Source organism: Saccharopolyspora sp. NPDC000359, from assembly GCF_040300525.1.
GTDB lineage: Bacteria > Actinomycetota > Actinomycetes > Mycobacteriales > Pseudonocardiaceae > Saccharopolyspora.
This window is the reverse complement of sequence record NZ_JBEPDU010000041.1, coordinates 19,690-31,391: the sequence shown is the minus strand read 5'-3', so window position 1 is coordinate 31,391 and position 11,702 is coordinate 19,690. Positions and strand designations below refer to the sequence as shown.

The following is an 11,702-nucleotide window of genomic DNA, read 5'->3' as shown; positions in this document are numbered from 1 at the left end:
CAGCGACGGCCACCACACCGATTGCGGGCCGCCAGTGCCGGAGCAGCTCGTAGGGAGCACCGGCGTCCAGCCTGACCGCGCTCGCACGCCCCGTTGGCGGATTTTGAGACACGAGACGCGCGACTCCGGCGGCGCCCTGCCAGCCAGGCGGGCGCTGTGATCTGAAGACCCCTACCCACCAGCGCGCCGGGCTGCTGATCGGTTGCGAGCGGCGTTCTCAGCGCGGGTCTTGTGGTCGTGGCAGCTGGCGCACAGCGACTGTGCGTTGGCGTGGTCGAACATCGCGCCGCCCTGACTTAGGGGCCGGATGTGGTCGACCTGCTCGGCGGCCTGCCCGCAGCTGCGGCACTGGGGTTCGAGGCGTAGGTGCTCGGCCTTGAACACGCGGTCGCGGCGGGCGAGTCGGCCGCGGGGCTGGTGTCGGCTGCGCTGCTGCCACGGCTTGCGCTGGTGTGCCTCGCATCGGCCGGTGGTGGTGAGCTCGGTGCAGCCGTCTGCGTTGCATCGGGTGGGTGGTGCAGTTGGCATGGGTTCACCCGTTTGCTGGGTACCTGATCGAGGTCGATCGACGATGAACGATCACGGGTGGCATTCGGCTACCCGGTTGATCGAGAGGAACCGATGATGCGGTGGTGGTCCGCTGCTCTGGTGGGCGCGTGCCTGGCGGGTGTGTCGGCGTGCGGAAGCGGCTCGGCGAGCGAGGCGCCGACGGCACAGCAGGTGGTCGAGCAGTTCCAGCGTGACGGCCTGATGGTGCCGAACCCGCGGGACAACACGAGCGGGAACTGTGAACGGTTCGGGTGCACCCAGATGATCACAACGGATGCGGTCACCATCATGGTCTTCCCGGACGAGGCTGCCGCTACCAAGATCGCAGACCGGTTTGGCGAAAACGCGTTCCGACATGGCGCAGTGGTATTGCAGTATGCCGCGGCCCGAACACCAGAGGACCAGCAGGCGAAGTTCGAGGGCTCGTTGGCGGCGATGCCCGGGTGATCGAGTGGTTCAACGACACTCGGAACGTGGTTCCCGTCCTGGCGGCTTTCATCGCTGCCTGTTCTGCGTGGTTCGCGGGGCGGCAGTATCGGATGGCGCGGCAGCGCGATCGTGAGCAGCACGCGGCCAAAGTTGCAGTCTGGGACGAGGATGGTATTCCGAAGTACGTCAACACCAGCGGCTTGCCGATCTGGGCGGTTTCCGTCGAATTTGACGGCCAGAGCGAACCCGCCGAGCGCGGCTGCTGGCCGCCCGCGCAACAGCCGATCGATGCTCGCACGCTGCTCGGGACCGATGCGGAGAGCCTGTTGAGGAGCGCGATCTTGGACGCGCTAGACCGGCCGGGACGAGCACGGTCGTGGGTTCCCCGAGTGATCGAGTTCACCGACGGCAACGACCGCCGGTGGCGTCGCGATCTCGACGGAACCCTTTCCGAGGTCAAGCGCAAGCGCGGGGCATGAGGCGGTCCCGGTCCGCTTCGGCGGTTCGGGACCACTTCGGAAACATTCTTACGAGCTGAGAGTCGCAGGTCCGAAGCTCGCGGATGGTGCGCGAGTGGCGGCCGGGAAACGCACCCGGATCATTCGTGGCGCACGGTCGAGGGCGAGCGACCCAGCATTTCGCGATGCCGTTGCGGATCTTGCCCTGCTCGTGCAGCTTCGCGCACGCGAGCCTGGTCCGAGTCGGTGATCGAGGAGGCGACCATCGGTCACCTCCCTGGCTGGCTGCACGCGTCTACAGATCTGGGTTGGCGCCTTGTTCGACGGCTCGAAAACCAGTAAACCAGCAAAAACTGCTGGTCATTGCGGGTGCTCACAATAGACCCGGTGATCGGCTACGCGCGGCAGCTCGGTAACCTGTGCGCGCACCTCCGAAGCAGAAAGGAGGTGAACCGCATGAGGCGGAAGCAGTGTTGCTGTGCTGAACTGCACAACACGATGCGCTTGCTGATCTTCGCGATCGCAACGCTTGCGCATGGGATGCTGCTGATGGGCCACGGAATGTATCCGTAGCCCATCAGCCCCTCCCTGGGGACGGCGGTTGGTTGGCCCCCGGCCGCCGTCCCGTCGGGTAACCATCATGGTCACTTGATTACGTGTACATGGCGGCTACGACTGCAACAATACTCGTTCATCCCTTGACTAGGTACGTCGCCCCATATCCGGGTGCTCGACACGGATTGGTTGGCCAGCAGGGCAACGTTGCTGGTCAGCGGCTACGGCGGCCTCAGGTTGCGTGGGGACTAAAACGCGGCTTATTGGGCGGCTCGACGAGTTTCGTTGAGCGAGAACTTGGCCGATCTGAGGCGAAGGACTGCGGGCACACTTCTCCCCGCTGAAGGGTGATCTAAGCAGTGGTGGCAGAGGCTGTCAAATGTCGGCAGATGCCACTTTTTCTGGTGGGGATGGCTGCAAGGATCTGGGCGCACTGCTGGGCGTCGTAGAGCGGGCGGCCGGTGCCGCGGTCGCGGTCGGCGACGGGACAGGCGCCGCGGATGGTGTGCACCGAGCGGCCGGACAGGCGCGCGAGGCTGGCTCGGTCAACCAGGGCGCGGCCGTCGCGGTACCGGACGATCGGCGGGCGTCGGTTCATGGTGTCGGACTCCACTGCAGGTTGGTAGCGATTCGGTTGGCGGCGACGGCCCAGGGGTCGGTGTGGTCGGCGCCGTCCTGGATCTCGGCTAGGGCGACGCGGAGGGCGTCCCAGGCTTGGCCGTCGGGGATGCCGAGTTCGGTCATGCGGTCCCAGAACCGCGCCTCGGCGGCCTTCGCGGTTTCCATGCTGGCGCGCAGCTGGTCAAGGTCGGGGGTGATCATGGCCCGGATCATGCTGCTCCTGGTGGTGCTGTTCCAGCGCGACACGGCGGGTGCGCCGTGAGGTCGCCCGATCATGCTGCCCCGGCCCTCTCGAACGCGGCCTGCTGGCCGAGTAGCAGCAGGCCGAGCCCGTCGTAGGAGCTGCCGCAGTCGCTGCACCGGACCGCGAGCACGTTGGTGTTGCCGACCGGCCACAGCGGACCGCAGCAGTCCGGGCAGGGTGCGAGCGGCTTCGGTGATTCTCCGGCTAGGCGGCGGGCTTGGGTGTGCAGCTGGTGGAGGTCGTCGGCGAGTTCGTCGATCCACTGCTGGCTGGTGCACCAGTCGATCCGGCCTCGCAGGTAGCGAGTTTCGGTGGCGATGGTGGGGATGTGGGTGGGGCGCAGGTCGTCGGCTTCTTCGGCGATCCAGCTGGCGAGGCTGTGGAGGGTGCCGAGGATCGAGCGCACATCTCCGTCGGTGTCGTCGGGGCCGAGCTGGTGCGGCACCGAGCGGGGGTCGCGGGCGGCGATCACGTCGAGTCGTGCGGGTGGGCGGGAGCCGTAGCCGGGGGATCGTCGGCCACCATCGCCGCCGCGGCCGGGCGTGGCCGTGGTGGCGGCGTCGTAGTCCTCGATCTCGCGGAGCCAGTGGCGCAGCTGCTCGGCGCACTGGCTGCAGCAGTAGCGGCCGTGGTCGGCGGCGTGGCTGCAGCGGTCGATGGTGCAGGGTGCGGTGTTGTCGTGCACGGTGTCACCTCCGGGAGGGCCCGGCCAGCGGGTGTGCTGCTGGCCGGGCAGTCGGTTCAGCTGCGGGCGGCGGTCACGCGGACACCTCCGTGCGGGCGTCGGCCACCGAGAGTCCGAGCATGTCCAGCAGCTGGGCGCAGTCGACGGCGTCGTGCGCGCTGCTGGCGACGTGGAGCGCGGCGGCGCGGCGTTCGGCCGGGGTGTTGGGCTTGGCGACCCCGGCGGCGAGGCGGCGGCGGTCGAGCTGGGGCGGGAAGGTCACGCGGTCACCTCCGGGGCAGGGTTGGGGCGGTGGCCGGAGAGCAGGGCCACCAGGTCGTCGAGGGTGCAGGTCACCCACTGCTGGCCGACGTCGGAAACGCCGTGTCGCTTGTGGACGATGACGGCGGCCACGGCGTCGTCGTTGCCGCGCTCGGTCTCGGCTTCGGCGGCCCAACCGGCGAGGTCGAGGCGGGTGGTGTTCTTGCACTCGGCGACGACCCGGCCGCCGAACCCGCCGAGGGTGCGCAGGCCGCCGATGTCGCCGCGATCGCGCGCGCCGGTCTTCGGGCGGCGGTCGATCCGGTCATCGACGTGGGTGGCGAGGTAGTCGGCTACCTGCCGCTCGAAACGGGACCCGGCGGCTTTGGCGGATCGGCGATTACGACTGCGGGTGGTCATCGGGCACCGCCGAGCTTGTCGGCGATGGTGCGGCGCACGGTTTCCAAGCACGTCGTCCAGCCATCGGTGAGGATCGCGTGCAGCTCGGGGTCGTCGCCGGGGTGCATCGGCGGCGGGGTCAGCCCGAGCACGTCGCGCAGTGCGTCGACGGCAACGCCGCTGTCGAGGTCGTTGAGCAGGGCGTAGGGGTCGTTCACAGCTTGGTTCCCATCTCGGCGAGCGCGGCGGCGGCCAGGTGCTCGAAGTAGGTGGCGTCGTCGGTCGCGGTGTCGTCGCTCCACGCCTGGTCGGCGGTTTCGAGTGCCGCGGTGATGCGGTCGCGCTGGGCGCGTCCGGCGATGCTGTCGGGGGACAGGATGTGCACGGCGTGCATGCGCTTCTTCGATCCTCTCGGTTCAGAACGGAGGTTCGTCGTCGAGCTGGTCACGGCGGACGAACCGGCAGTAGACGCGGTGGAAGAGGGGGGCGAGCTTCGCGCGGATGTTGTCGACGCGCTGTTGGAAGGGTGTCGGGTCGCAGCTGCGGCATCCGGCGTCGTTGCAGTCGAAACAGTCGGGTTCTTCTTTCCCCTGACCGGCGGACTCGTCGTCGAAATCGTCGAGGTCAGGTTCGTCCGGGGGCGGGCTCCCGAACTCCTCGACGAACTCGAACTCGTCCTCGTCGAGGCTGTCGAAATCCGGATCGTCGTCGTAGTCCTGCACGCGCCTCTCCGATCAGAACGGGGGTTCGTTGCTAGAGCGCTGCGGCACGGCACCCCACGGATCGCCGGGCTGGCCTGCGGTGGCGCGGTTGGCCTTGGTGACGTTCGCAGTCGCGCCACGCAGGTTCGGGCCGATGGAGTCGATCAGCAGCGACGGCGCGCTGCGCTTCTGGCCGCTGTTCTTGTCTTCCCACTGGTCGGTCTTGAGGCGTCCCGTCACGATCACCTCGGCGCCCTTGGTGAGGGATTCGGCGATGTGCTCGGCCATGTCCCGGAACGCGGTGGCGCGGATGAAAAACGAGTCGCCGTCGACCCATTCGCCGGTCTGGTCCTTCCGGCGCGCGTTGAACGCCAACGTCATGGTGCAGACCGCGGCGCCGGACGGGGCGAATCGCAGTTCGGGGTCGTCGGTCAGTCGGCCGACGCCGTGCAGGTCGGGTAGTGCCATCGGGTACCTCTCGTTCGTGCTTGGTCAGCGGGTGGTCATGGCGCGGCGATGAGGTGGCCGCGGCCGTAGCGGTCGGCGCAGTCGGCGCATTCGCGGAAGGTCTGCCAGTGCTGCGTTTCGTTGATCAGGTCGATTCCGGGGGACGCGGCGGCTTTGTGGTAGCGCTGGCCGGGGCGGATCGCTCGTCGATCGCAGGTATCGCACCAGTGGGATTTGCGGGCGGTGTGGACGGTGGAGCGAATCATGCGCTCGCCCCCGTCCAGCTGTAGCCGTCGGCGTAGTGCCACTTGCCGCCATGTCCGGCGTGCAGCAGGCAGCGGACGATTTCGCCGCGGGGCTGGATGGTGTCGGGGCACTGCGGTGCATCGGGCTCGAACCATTCGCCGTGCTGCTCGGGGTCGTCGATGCTCCACGAACAACCGCAGGTCCGGCAGTCGAAGGTGCGATCGGGGGTCGCGTCGGTGCTTTCCCCACACATCGAGCAGGGCGGCGTGTCGAGGGCGAGCCCGGGCGGCGCGGTCCGGGTGGCGGTCATGTGGTGGTGTCCTTGAGCAGTCGGGTTGCAGTGGTGCCGCTGACACCGAGGGCGTCGGCGATGTGGGTGGAGCCGTAGCCGCGGTCGGCGAGCTCGCGGGCGACGGCGGCGCGCTCGGCCGCGGTGAGCTTGCGGCCGACGGCGTGGCCGTTGACGGCGCGCTCAACGGTGACGTCATCGACCCACTCGTCGGAAGGTTCGCCGTTCACCAGGTCGGTGATGCGGTACTGGCGGGTGCGGCTGTCGCGCGCCCGCCACTTGCCGCCCCACAGCCCGTACTCGCGTAGTGCGGTTGCGTCGGTGTCGCAGCGGTCCCGTACGGGGCAGTTCGCGCAGTGGGTTTCGGCGGCGTTGCGGGCCCGGTCGGGGATGCCGGTTTCGCCGTCGTTGGGGAAGAACAGCGCGAGGTTGGCGCCGGAGCACGCGGCGTCGGCGTGCCAGCTGATGTCGCCGATGCTGGTGGCGGTGGGCCGGTCGGGCATCGTGGTGACGCCGGGCTGGGCGTCCCGTCGGGCGGCGTAGCGCTTGTTGGCCAGTCGCCTACAGGTGCGGCACCGGCGGGTCTGCCCGTGGGTGCCGCGAACCCAGTAGACGTTTTCGTCGGTCAGCAGGTGGCCGCGCTTGCACCGGAACGTGGTCGCGGGGGTGATGGTGGCGGTCATGGCTCAGAGCGCCCCGGCCTTTTCGAGGCGGGCCCGGCACTGCGAGCACGTGACGATCGTCAGCGGGGTGCCGGAGCGGTCGCACAACGTGGTGTTGCGGACGCGGGTGCGCTGGGGGCGCTGCTCGACGGCGGCGGCGTGCACGTGGTTGCCGGTGTTGTCGGTCTCGACGACGGTGTAGCCGACGATTTCGCCGACCTCGGGCCCGACGGGCTCGGTGATGGTGTTGGTGTTCTCGATGAGGATCACGTAGCCGTCTTGGGAGTGCTCGACGGTCTCGCCGGGCGCTGGGACGGGCAGCGTGACGCGGATCGTGTCCACTGTGGTCCTTCGGTCTGTGGTGGTTCTCGACGGGCTGCGAGTTGCTTGCATGATATGGAGTCGCTCTCATGAATACAACTAGATGTGCGCGTGCGCGACCTCGATCCGTTTCGGGTGCGCCAGCTCTCGCGCCAAGACGCGGCCCGTGATGGTCGTGCACTGCTGGCCAGGCTGCGCCTTGCAGTACGGGCAGGTCACCGTCATGACGAACCGGCGCGCGCTCGCGTCGGCCTCGGCCATGTCCGGGTCCTGGCCACGCTTCTCCGCCTGGAACCTCGCGAACAGCCCGTGAATCGACGGCAGCTCGCGCGGCGCCGCTTCAATCGCACGCTCGGCGGCGATGATCTCCTTGGCTTTCTGCTTCTCGCGCCAGTCGTTTGCCTGCCGCTTGTAGTACCCGAAGATGTCGGCCGGGGTGATCGTGCGCTTGTGGTCGCGGTAGGCATCGGACCGGTAGTACCAGTGCACGGCGCTCGCGCCGATCTTGCCGGGCACGTCGTCGAGCATGGCGGCCCACACCGCCACCACGTCGTCGTCGGCGGCGGGCATGGTCGGGTCGATCGCTGCGGCGACGGCCATGCATGCGCGCACTTCGTCGGTGTTCATGCGGTGAGCTCCCTCAAGGTGGTGGAGGCGCCGAAAATGGCGTCGAAATCGGGGTTGATGGGGTCGCCGATCGCGGCAACGGCCTGCGCAGCCCTGTGCGGGTCGTGATTGCCGTCCGGGTTGAGGTAGGCGCGCATCTTCTCTCCGCGCGCGGAGCGGCCATCCTGGCGCCCGGAACGGGTGCCCCTGGCGCGCTTCACCGCGTCGTCATAGAGGTTCGGGAGGATTTTGGGGCTGCGGACGTCGGTTCGGGCGTCCCACTCATCGAGCGCGGCCCGGATGAGCGCGGGCTCGGCGCCGTCACGCAGCAGGCCGTCGACCACTTTGGACAGCTGGTAGATCATCTGCGGCCGGTGCCGGGCCTGTTCGGGCTGGGAGTTGCGCCAGCTGTCGACCAGCGTCCGGGCGGTCGGCTTCACTGCGGAGTCGGCGAGCTGGGCGAGGGTGGTGGTTCCTCGCGTGCGCGTCCGCCGCGCTCGCGCGCCCGCGCGAGCAGACGCACCGTTAGGTGCGTCTTTATCTTCCTCTCCCTCTACCTCTCCCTCTGCATCGAAATCGCATTGCGAACGGGATGCGGTGCGCATGCGATCCGCATTGCGGTCCGCATCGACCTGCGGTTTTGGTGACGCGCCTGCACCGGAAGACGGCGTTGCTTCGGTCTCCACCTCGGCGCCACGGTGCTCTGCGTCGTGCGGTTCGGTGGAGTCGCACTGCGGCGCGGATGCATCGCGCATGCGATCCGCATTGCGTTGCGCATCGACGGTGTCGGCGTCCTGGTCGCGGGCGGCCCGGCGCTTGGACCACCGGGCGTTCGCCGCCTTGCGGGCAGCCTCGCGGGTGGCGTTGGCGTCGTCGTGGCTGCGCTGGTGCGCGAGGTAGTCGTGCACCACCACGCGGCCGGTCGTGGACGGCTGCGGGCAGCGTCCGCAGGTGTGGTTGGTGGGGTGCCACAACCCGGCGGCCAGCAGCGCGTCGGCGACGTCGCGGCCGACCCCGGCCATGCGGCAGACGACCGCGACGGGGATCTCGCCGTCGGTGAGGTGCTGCCCGGCATAGCAGAGTCCGACGACGTAGAGCCATCCGGCGGCGGGCAGGTCTTCGAGCTCGGCGAGCTTGGGGTGCGTGGGCAGGTCGACGGACAGGCGCACGAACTCGCGGCGATCGGTGGGCTTGGGGGCCACGGGCGGACCTTTCGGGGAATCGGACGGCCGGGGACGTGTTCGGGCCCGGCCTGGACGGTTCTGGTGGTTCAGGCGGCGCTGCTCGGCGATTCCGGCGCTGAGGTCATCCCGCCGTGGTCGTCGAGCAGGACCAGGCCGCGGTCGTGGATGCGCACCGGGACGTCGAGCGGGACCTGCCAGGAACGCAGCAGCCACCCGTGCCGGTAGGCGGCGGCCCGGTTCGACTCGACCCAGCCGTGGCACCCGGTCGTGCCGGACCCGCACAGCAGCAGCAAGTTCGACGGGGTGTTGGTGGCCGGGTCCTTGCTGCCGCCCGCGCCGCGGGGCCGTCGATGGTGCACGTTGGTGCCGAGGGCGACCCCGCAGCGCTCGCACAGCGGCCAGCCGTGCCGCTCGGCGCGGTGCGTGACGACGGTGCGGGTTCGGGCGGTCGGGGCCGGGCTCATGAGGACCCGGCCACGGCGTAGGCGGTCCGCACCAGCGCGCCGAGCGACTGCACCGCGGTCGCGATGTCCCGCACAGTGCGGAGGTGGTCTTGCGCGGCTTCCCGCTGGGTCTGGGCGATCCGGTACACCTGCCACTGCTCGGCGCACTGCTCGTCTACCCACGCGTCCCGTTCGCTGGTGGTGTAGCCGCCACGGGTGACCTTCGGCCGGTCCGGCGAGAGCATGGCCTGCCGGTAGGCCGAGCGGTAGTCGACTTCGGCCTGCGTCTCGTCGTCACGAGCCGTACGCAACGCCTGCTCGGCCTTGGTGAGGTCGGTGACGCACTGCCGCAACTTCTGCTCGATCTGCACCGGCGTCAGCGATTCGTACGACACGGTCACACCGCACCCCCGTCCGGCGGGCAGGCGATCCACACGCGGTTGCGGGACGCCCGGCGTTCCCGGCGGCAGCTGCGGTACTCCCCAGCGGGCACGATCACCCGCTGCGCAGCGGCGACCCCGATCACCGACGGCAAGACGTTCGGCCGGTCGCCGTCGGGTTCCCCGGCGGCCTGGCGGAGGTCGTCGGCGGTGAACGGCGCGCGGGCGGCGACGAACTCGGCGAGCACGGTTTCGAGCCGGTGCCGGTAGTCGCGGTGTCCGGCGGTGGCCGCCGCGAGTGCGGCGGCCTGCCCCTGGTGCCGGTCGGCGAGGCCGAGCGCGAGCTGCCCGGTCATGACTGCTGCCCTCCGTTGCTGCGGCGCATGGTGCGCTTCGGACGGATGTGCGCGAGGTAGTCGCGCAGAGGCTTCTCGTCGGCCTCGGTGATGTCGCTGCCGTTGCTCCACGCGGTGAAGTCCTCGGCGAGCTTCTGGTAGCCGTCGCCGGTGATCCAGCCGCGTTTCTCGGCCTCGGCCCAGATCTCGGTCTTGACCTTCACGAGCGGATCGACGGCGCGGGTGATGTTGTGCTGGTCGGGGTCGGTCTCGCCGGTGGGGATGTTGAACGCCTGGATGTAGGCGGTGCGCTGAGCGACGCTCATGGCCTTGGCCACGGCCTTGTCGCCGGAGTCCGAGGCTTCACCGGGCACGACCACCGGGGGGTCGAGTACGTCGCCCTCCGGGCCCCGGAAGTGGTAGGCCACCGTCACGGTGACCTCGCGCTCTTTCTTGCCCTTCGAGGTGGTGATGTCGCGGGAGTCCAGCGACCGCAGTTCCGGAGTCACCACCAGGCCGTGGACGCGCAGCGCCGGACCGACCCGGTTCAGCACGCGGTCGATGCCCCGGAAGGCGAAGTTGTGGAAGTCGTTGCGGTCGCCCTTCTCGATGGCGCGTACGTCTTCCATGACGGCGGTGATGGCTTCGTGGACGTTCACGCCGCATCACCCACCGGCCGCGCCAGCGGGGCGCCGAGCAGCTTTTCGAGCTTGCGGGACTGCACGTTGGTGACGTAGTTGGCCTGCGCGGTGAGGTAGGCGGCGAACGCCGCGTCGTCGGCCTGCACGGGGATCAGCGCGTAGTCGTCGGGCTGGATGTGCAGGATGAACACCGCGTCGACCGGGATCATCGGCTGTTCGTCGCCGTCGGCGTCGAGGTAGACCTCGGCGTGGCGGTAGGCGGCGCACTGCAACGCGTACTCGCCGTAGACCCCGCCGCTGGTCTTGTAGTCCACCAGCACGCGGCCGAGACCAGGAATGTCCTGGATCGAGTCGAGCGTGCCCGCGTAGAGGTGCGTCCGGCTGGCCACGGTCAGCTCTTCGTGGACGGTTGTCGGGTTCCAGTCCTCGATGTAGGCGGCGTACCCGCGCACGTACGGTTCGAGGTGTTCGGGCACCTGGATCTCGTCGCCCTTGATGTAGCGCTCGGCCAGCGCGTGAACCTCGGTGCCGCGCACCTTGGCTTCGTCGCGGCGCTGGTTCGGCAGCTCCTTCAGATAGCTGATCGCGGGGCCGTTGCCGTCCCTGTCGATCATCCGCTTGAGGTCGTAGATGTTCGCCACCGCGTGCTCGGCGACCACTCGGGCGGACCAGCGTTTCAACGCGTCGTCCTTCGGGATGCCCTTCAGAGCGGTGGTGACGCCGACGGCCCACCGGCCGTCGATCCGGTAGCGGTGGTAGTTCGGGTAGTCCACCCGCACGATGCCCTTGCGGGGGCTGGGCTTGCTCATGCTCGAACGTCCTTTCGCGGTGTGAGGAAGTGGTGAAGCGGGGCAGGGGAGGTGCACAGCGGGCAGGGCGTCCGGGCCGAGGCGCGGCCGTCGAGCGGCTGCACGTCGAGCTCCTGGTGCCCGCCGCACAGCTGGCAGGTTCGGGAAGGCACGAACGCGATCACGGTCATGCGGCGGCGCCGTCGTAGAGCTCGACCTGCACCAGCGATCCGTCGATCGCGTCATCGACCGCCCGCTGGATGCGCGATTCGGCGCACGCGGCGCAGCACTCGGCCACGCCGTCCGAGAGCACGTCGGGGCGCGGGCACCACGTGATCAGCACGGCGCACACCGCGCCGTGCATCTGGCACCATTCGCACTGTCCATTCGGGACATCCCGCGTGGTCGCGACTCGGGTAGCCGCGTACCGCGAAGCGAATTCGGTGATGCCGCTGTACTCTTCCGGCACGTTCACTCCT

24 protein-coding genes are annotated in these 11,702 nt (G+C 69.2%); 3 read left to right on the top strand and 21 right to left on the bottom strand.

Features of this window, described 5'->3' with window-relative positions:
• Positions 1-171: 171 nt before the first annotated feature.
• The gene (locus tag ABT324_RS24240) at positions 172-528 is read right to left on the bottom strand and encodes an HNH endonuclease (RefSeq protein ID WP_351181874.1); all 357 of its coding nucleotides are present in this window, start codon (positions 526-528) and stop codon (positions 172-174) included.
• A 57-nt stretch (positions 529-585) separates the two neighbouring features.
• On the opposite strand from ABT324_RS24240, the gene ABT324_RS24235 reads away from it, so the two are divergent.
• The 3 genes from ABT324_RS24235 (at position 586) to ABT324_RS24225 (ending at position 2,009) form a co-directional block, all read left to right on the top strand.
• Positions 586-996 (top strand): hypothetical protein, encoded by a 411-nt coding sequence (locus ABT324_RS24235; protein WP_351181871.1) that lies wholly within the window; start codon positions 586-588, stop codon positions 994-996.
• Positions 993-1,457, top strand: a complete 465-nt coding sequence (locus ABT324_RS24230) for a hypothetical protein (RefSeq protein WP_351181868.1) — start codon at positions 993-995, stop codon at positions 1,455-1,457. Before ABT324_RS24235 ends, ABT324_RS24230 begins: the two co-directional genes overlap by 4 nt.
• 366 nt (positions 1,458-1,823) lie before the next feature.
• On the top strand, positions 1,824-2,009 hold the full coding sequence (locus ABT324_RS24225) for a hypothetical protein (protein ID WP_351181865.1): 186 nt from the start codon (positions 1,824-1,826) through the stop codon (positions 2,007-2,009).
• Between the two features lie 576 nt (positions 2,010-2,585).
• Here the strand turns inward: ABT324_RS24225 and ABT324_RS24220 are convergent.
• From ABT324_RS24220 to ABT324_RS24125, 20 genes are all read right to left on the bottom strand, one after another.
• Positions 2,586-2,813 (bottom strand): hypothetical protein, encoded by a 228-nt coding sequence (locus ABT324_RS24220; protein WP_351181862.1) that lies wholly within the window; start codon positions 2,811-2,813, stop codon positions 2,586-2,588.
• Between the two features lie 71 nt (positions 2,814-2,884).
• Entirely contained in the window at positions 2,885-3,541 is a 657-nt protein-coding gene (locus ABT324_RS24215) for a hypothetical protein (protein ID WP_351181859.1), read from the bottom strand.
• 73 nt (positions 3,542-3,614) lie between these two features.
• Entirely contained in the window at positions 3,615-3,803 is a 189-nt protein-coding gene (locus ABT324_RS24210) for a hypothetical protein (protein ID WP_351181856.1), read from the bottom strand.
• Positions 3,800-4,201, bottom strand: coding sequence for a hypothetical protein (locus ABT324_RS24205; protein WP_351181853.1), 402 nt, complete (start codon positions 4,199-4,201; stop codon positions 3,800-3,802). The genes ABT324_RS24210 and ABT324_RS24205 overlap by 4 nt, the downstream gene beginning before the upstream one ends.
• The gene (locus tag ABT324_RS24200) at positions 4,198-4,398 is read right to left on the bottom strand and encodes a hypothetical protein (protein ID WP_351181850.1); all 201 of its coding nucleotides are present in this window, start codon (positions 4,396-4,398) and stop codon (positions 4,198-4,200) included. Before ABT324_RS24200 ends, ABT324_RS24205 begins: the two co-directional genes overlap by 4 nt.
• Positions 4,395-4,574 carry a hypothetical protein gene (locus tag ABT324_RS24195; RefSeq protein WP_351181847.1) on the bottom strand — a complete coding sequence of 60 codons (180 nt, stop codon included), beginning with the start codon at positions 4,572-4,574 and terminating at the stop codon, positions 4,395-4,397. Before ABT324_RS24195 ends, ABT324_RS24200 begins: the two co-directional genes overlap by 4 nt.
• 22 nt (positions 4,575-4,596) lie before the next feature.
• The gene (locus ABT324_RS24190; protein WP_351181844.1) at positions 4,597-4,902 is read right to left on the bottom strand and encodes a hypothetical protein; all 306 of its coding nucleotides are present in this window, start codon (positions 4,900-4,902) and stop codon (positions 4,597-4,599) included.
• 12 nt (positions 4,903-4,914) lie between these two features.
• Positions 4,915-5,349 carry a single-stranded DNA-binding protein gene (gene ssb, locus ABT324_RS24185; protein WP_351181841.1) on the bottom strand — a complete coding sequence of 145 codons (435 nt, stop codon included), beginning with the start codon at positions 5,347-5,349 and terminating at the stop codon, positions 4,915-4,917.
• Between the two features lie 35 nt (positions 5,350-5,384).
• Positions 5,385-5,594: a hypothetical protein gene (locus ABT324_RS24180; RefSeq protein ID WP_351181838.1), complete on the bottom strand. Its 210-nt coding sequence runs from the start codon at positions 5,592-5,594 to the stop codon at positions 5,385-5,387.
• A complete protein-coding gene (locus ABT324_RS24175) occupies positions 5,591-5,884 on the bottom strand; it encodes a hypothetical protein (RefSeq protein WP_351181835.1) in 294 nt (97 codons plus the stop codon). Before ABT324_RS24175 ends, ABT324_RS24180 begins: the two co-directional genes overlap by 4 nt.
• Positions 5,881-6,546, bottom strand: coding sequence for a WhiB family transcriptional regulator (locus ABT324_RS24170; RefSeq protein WP_351181832.1), 666 nt, complete (start codon positions 6,544-6,546; stop codon positions 5,881-5,883). The genes ABT324_RS24175 and ABT324_RS24170 overlap by 4 nt, the downstream gene beginning before the upstream one ends.
• Positions 6,547-6,549: 3 nt before the next feature.
• Positions 6,550-6,867 (bottom strand): hypothetical protein, encoded by a 318-nt coding sequence (locus ABT324_RS24165; protein ID WP_351181829.1) that lies wholly within the window; start codon positions 6,865-6,867, stop codon positions 6,550-6,552.
• A gap of 78 nt (positions 6,868-6,945) precedes the next feature.
• Complete coding sequence (locus ABT324_RS24160) at positions 6,946-7,473, bottom strand: zinc finger domain-containing protein (protein ID WP_351181826.1); 528 nt, start codon at positions 7,471-7,473, stop codon at positions 6,946-6,948.
• A complete protein-coding gene (locus ABT324_RS24155) occupies positions 7,470-8,654 on the bottom strand; it encodes a hypothetical protein (protein WP_351181823.1) in 1,185 nt (394 codons plus the stop codon). The genes ABT324_RS24160 and ABT324_RS24155 overlap by 4 nt, the downstream gene beginning before the upstream one ends.
• 68 nt (positions 8,655-8,722) lie before the next feature.
• Positions 8,723-9,100, bottom strand: coding sequence for an HNH endonuclease signature motif containing protein (locus ABT324_RS24150; protein WP_351181820.1), 378 nt, complete (start codon positions 9,098-9,100; stop codon positions 8,723-8,725).
• Entirely contained in the window at positions 9,097-9,474 is a 378-nt protein-coding gene (locus tag ABT324_RS24145) for a hypothetical protein (RefSeq protein WP_351181817.1), read from the bottom strand. Before ABT324_RS24145 ends, ABT324_RS24150 begins: the two co-directional genes overlap by 4 nt.
• Before the next feature lie 2 nt (positions 9,475-9,476).
• Positions 9,477-9,815, bottom strand: coding sequence for a hypothetical protein (locus ABT324_RS24140; protein ID WP_351181814.1), 339 nt, complete (start codon positions 9,813-9,815; stop codon positions 9,477-9,479).
• Positions 9,812-10,453 (bottom strand): ERF family protein, encoded by a 642-nt coding sequence (locus ABT324_RS24135; protein WP_351181811.1) that lies wholly within the window; start codon positions 10,451-10,453, stop codon positions 9,812-9,814. Before ABT324_RS24135 ends, ABT324_RS24140 begins: the two co-directional genes overlap by 4 nt.
• Positions 10,450-11,244: a hypothetical protein gene (locus ABT324_RS24130; RefSeq protein WP_351181808.1), complete on the bottom strand. Its 795-nt coding sequence runs from the start codon at positions 11,242-11,244 to the stop codon at positions 10,450-10,452. The genes ABT324_RS24135 and ABT324_RS24130 overlap by 4 nt, the downstream gene beginning before the upstream one ends.
• 166 nt (positions 11,245-11,410) lie before the next feature.
• Positions 11,411-11,692 carry a hypothetical protein gene (locus tag ABT324_RS24125; RefSeq protein WP_351181805.1) on the bottom strand — a complete coding sequence of 94 codons (282 nt, stop codon included), beginning with the start codon at positions 11,690-11,692 and terminating at the stop codon, positions 11,411-11,413.
• Positions 11,693-11,702 lie beyond the last annotated feature (10 nt).

What these genes read in the sequence shown, in the direction of transcription:
- ABT324_RS24130 (WP_351181808.1), bottom strand. Translation starts at nt 11,244, where the DNA reads ATGAGCAAGCCCAGCCCCCGCAAGGGCATCGTGCGGGTGGACTACCCG.
- ssb (WP_351181841.1), bottom strand. Translation starts at nt 5,349, where the DNA reads ATGGCACTACCCGACCTGCACGGCGTCGGCCGACTGACCGACGACCCC.
- ABT324_RS24195 (WP_351181847.1), bottom strand. Translation starts at nt 4,574, where the DNA reads ATGCACGCCGTGCACATCCTGTCCCCCGACAGCATCGCCGGACGCGCC.
- ABT324_RS24175 (WP_351181835.1), bottom strand. Translation starts at nt 5,884, where the DNA reads ATGACCGCCACCCGGACCGCGCCGCCCGGGCTCGCCCTCGACACGCCG.
- ABT324_RS24180 (WP_351181838.1), bottom strand. Translation starts at nt 5,594, where the DNA reads ATGATTCGCTCCACCGTCCACACCGCCCGCAAATCCCACTGGTGCGAT.
- ABT324_RS24170 (WP_351181832.1), bottom strand. Translation starts at nt 6,546, where the DNA reads ATGACCGCCACCATCACCCCCGCGACCACGTTCCGGTGCAAGCGCGGC.
- ABT324_RS24240 (WP_351181874.1), bottom strand. Translation starts at nt 528, where the DNA reads ATGCCAACTGCACCACCCACCCGATGCAACGCAGACGGCTGCACCGAG.
- ABT324_RS24150 (WP_351181820.1), bottom strand. Translation starts at nt 9,100, where the DNA reads ATGAGCCCGGCCCCGACCGCCCGAACCCGCACCGTCGTCACGCACCGC.
- ABT324_RS24205 (WP_351181853.1), bottom strand. Translation starts at nt 4,201, where the DNA reads ATGACCACCCGCAGTCGTAATCGCCGATCCGCCAAAGCCGCCGGGTCC.
- ABT324_RS24220 (WP_351181862.1), bottom strand. Translation starts at nt 2,813, where the DNA reads ATGATCACCCCCGACCTTGACCAGCTGCGCGCCAGCATGGAAACCGCG.
- ABT324_RS24140 (WP_351181814.1), bottom strand. Translation starts at nt 9,815, where the DNA reads ATGACCGGGCAGCTCGCGCTCGGCCTCGCCGACCGGCACCAGGGGCAG.
- ABT324_RS24160 (WP_351181826.1), bottom strand. Translation starts at nt 7,473, where the DNA reads ATGAACACCGACGAAGTGCGCGCATGCATGGCCGTCGCCGCAGCGATC.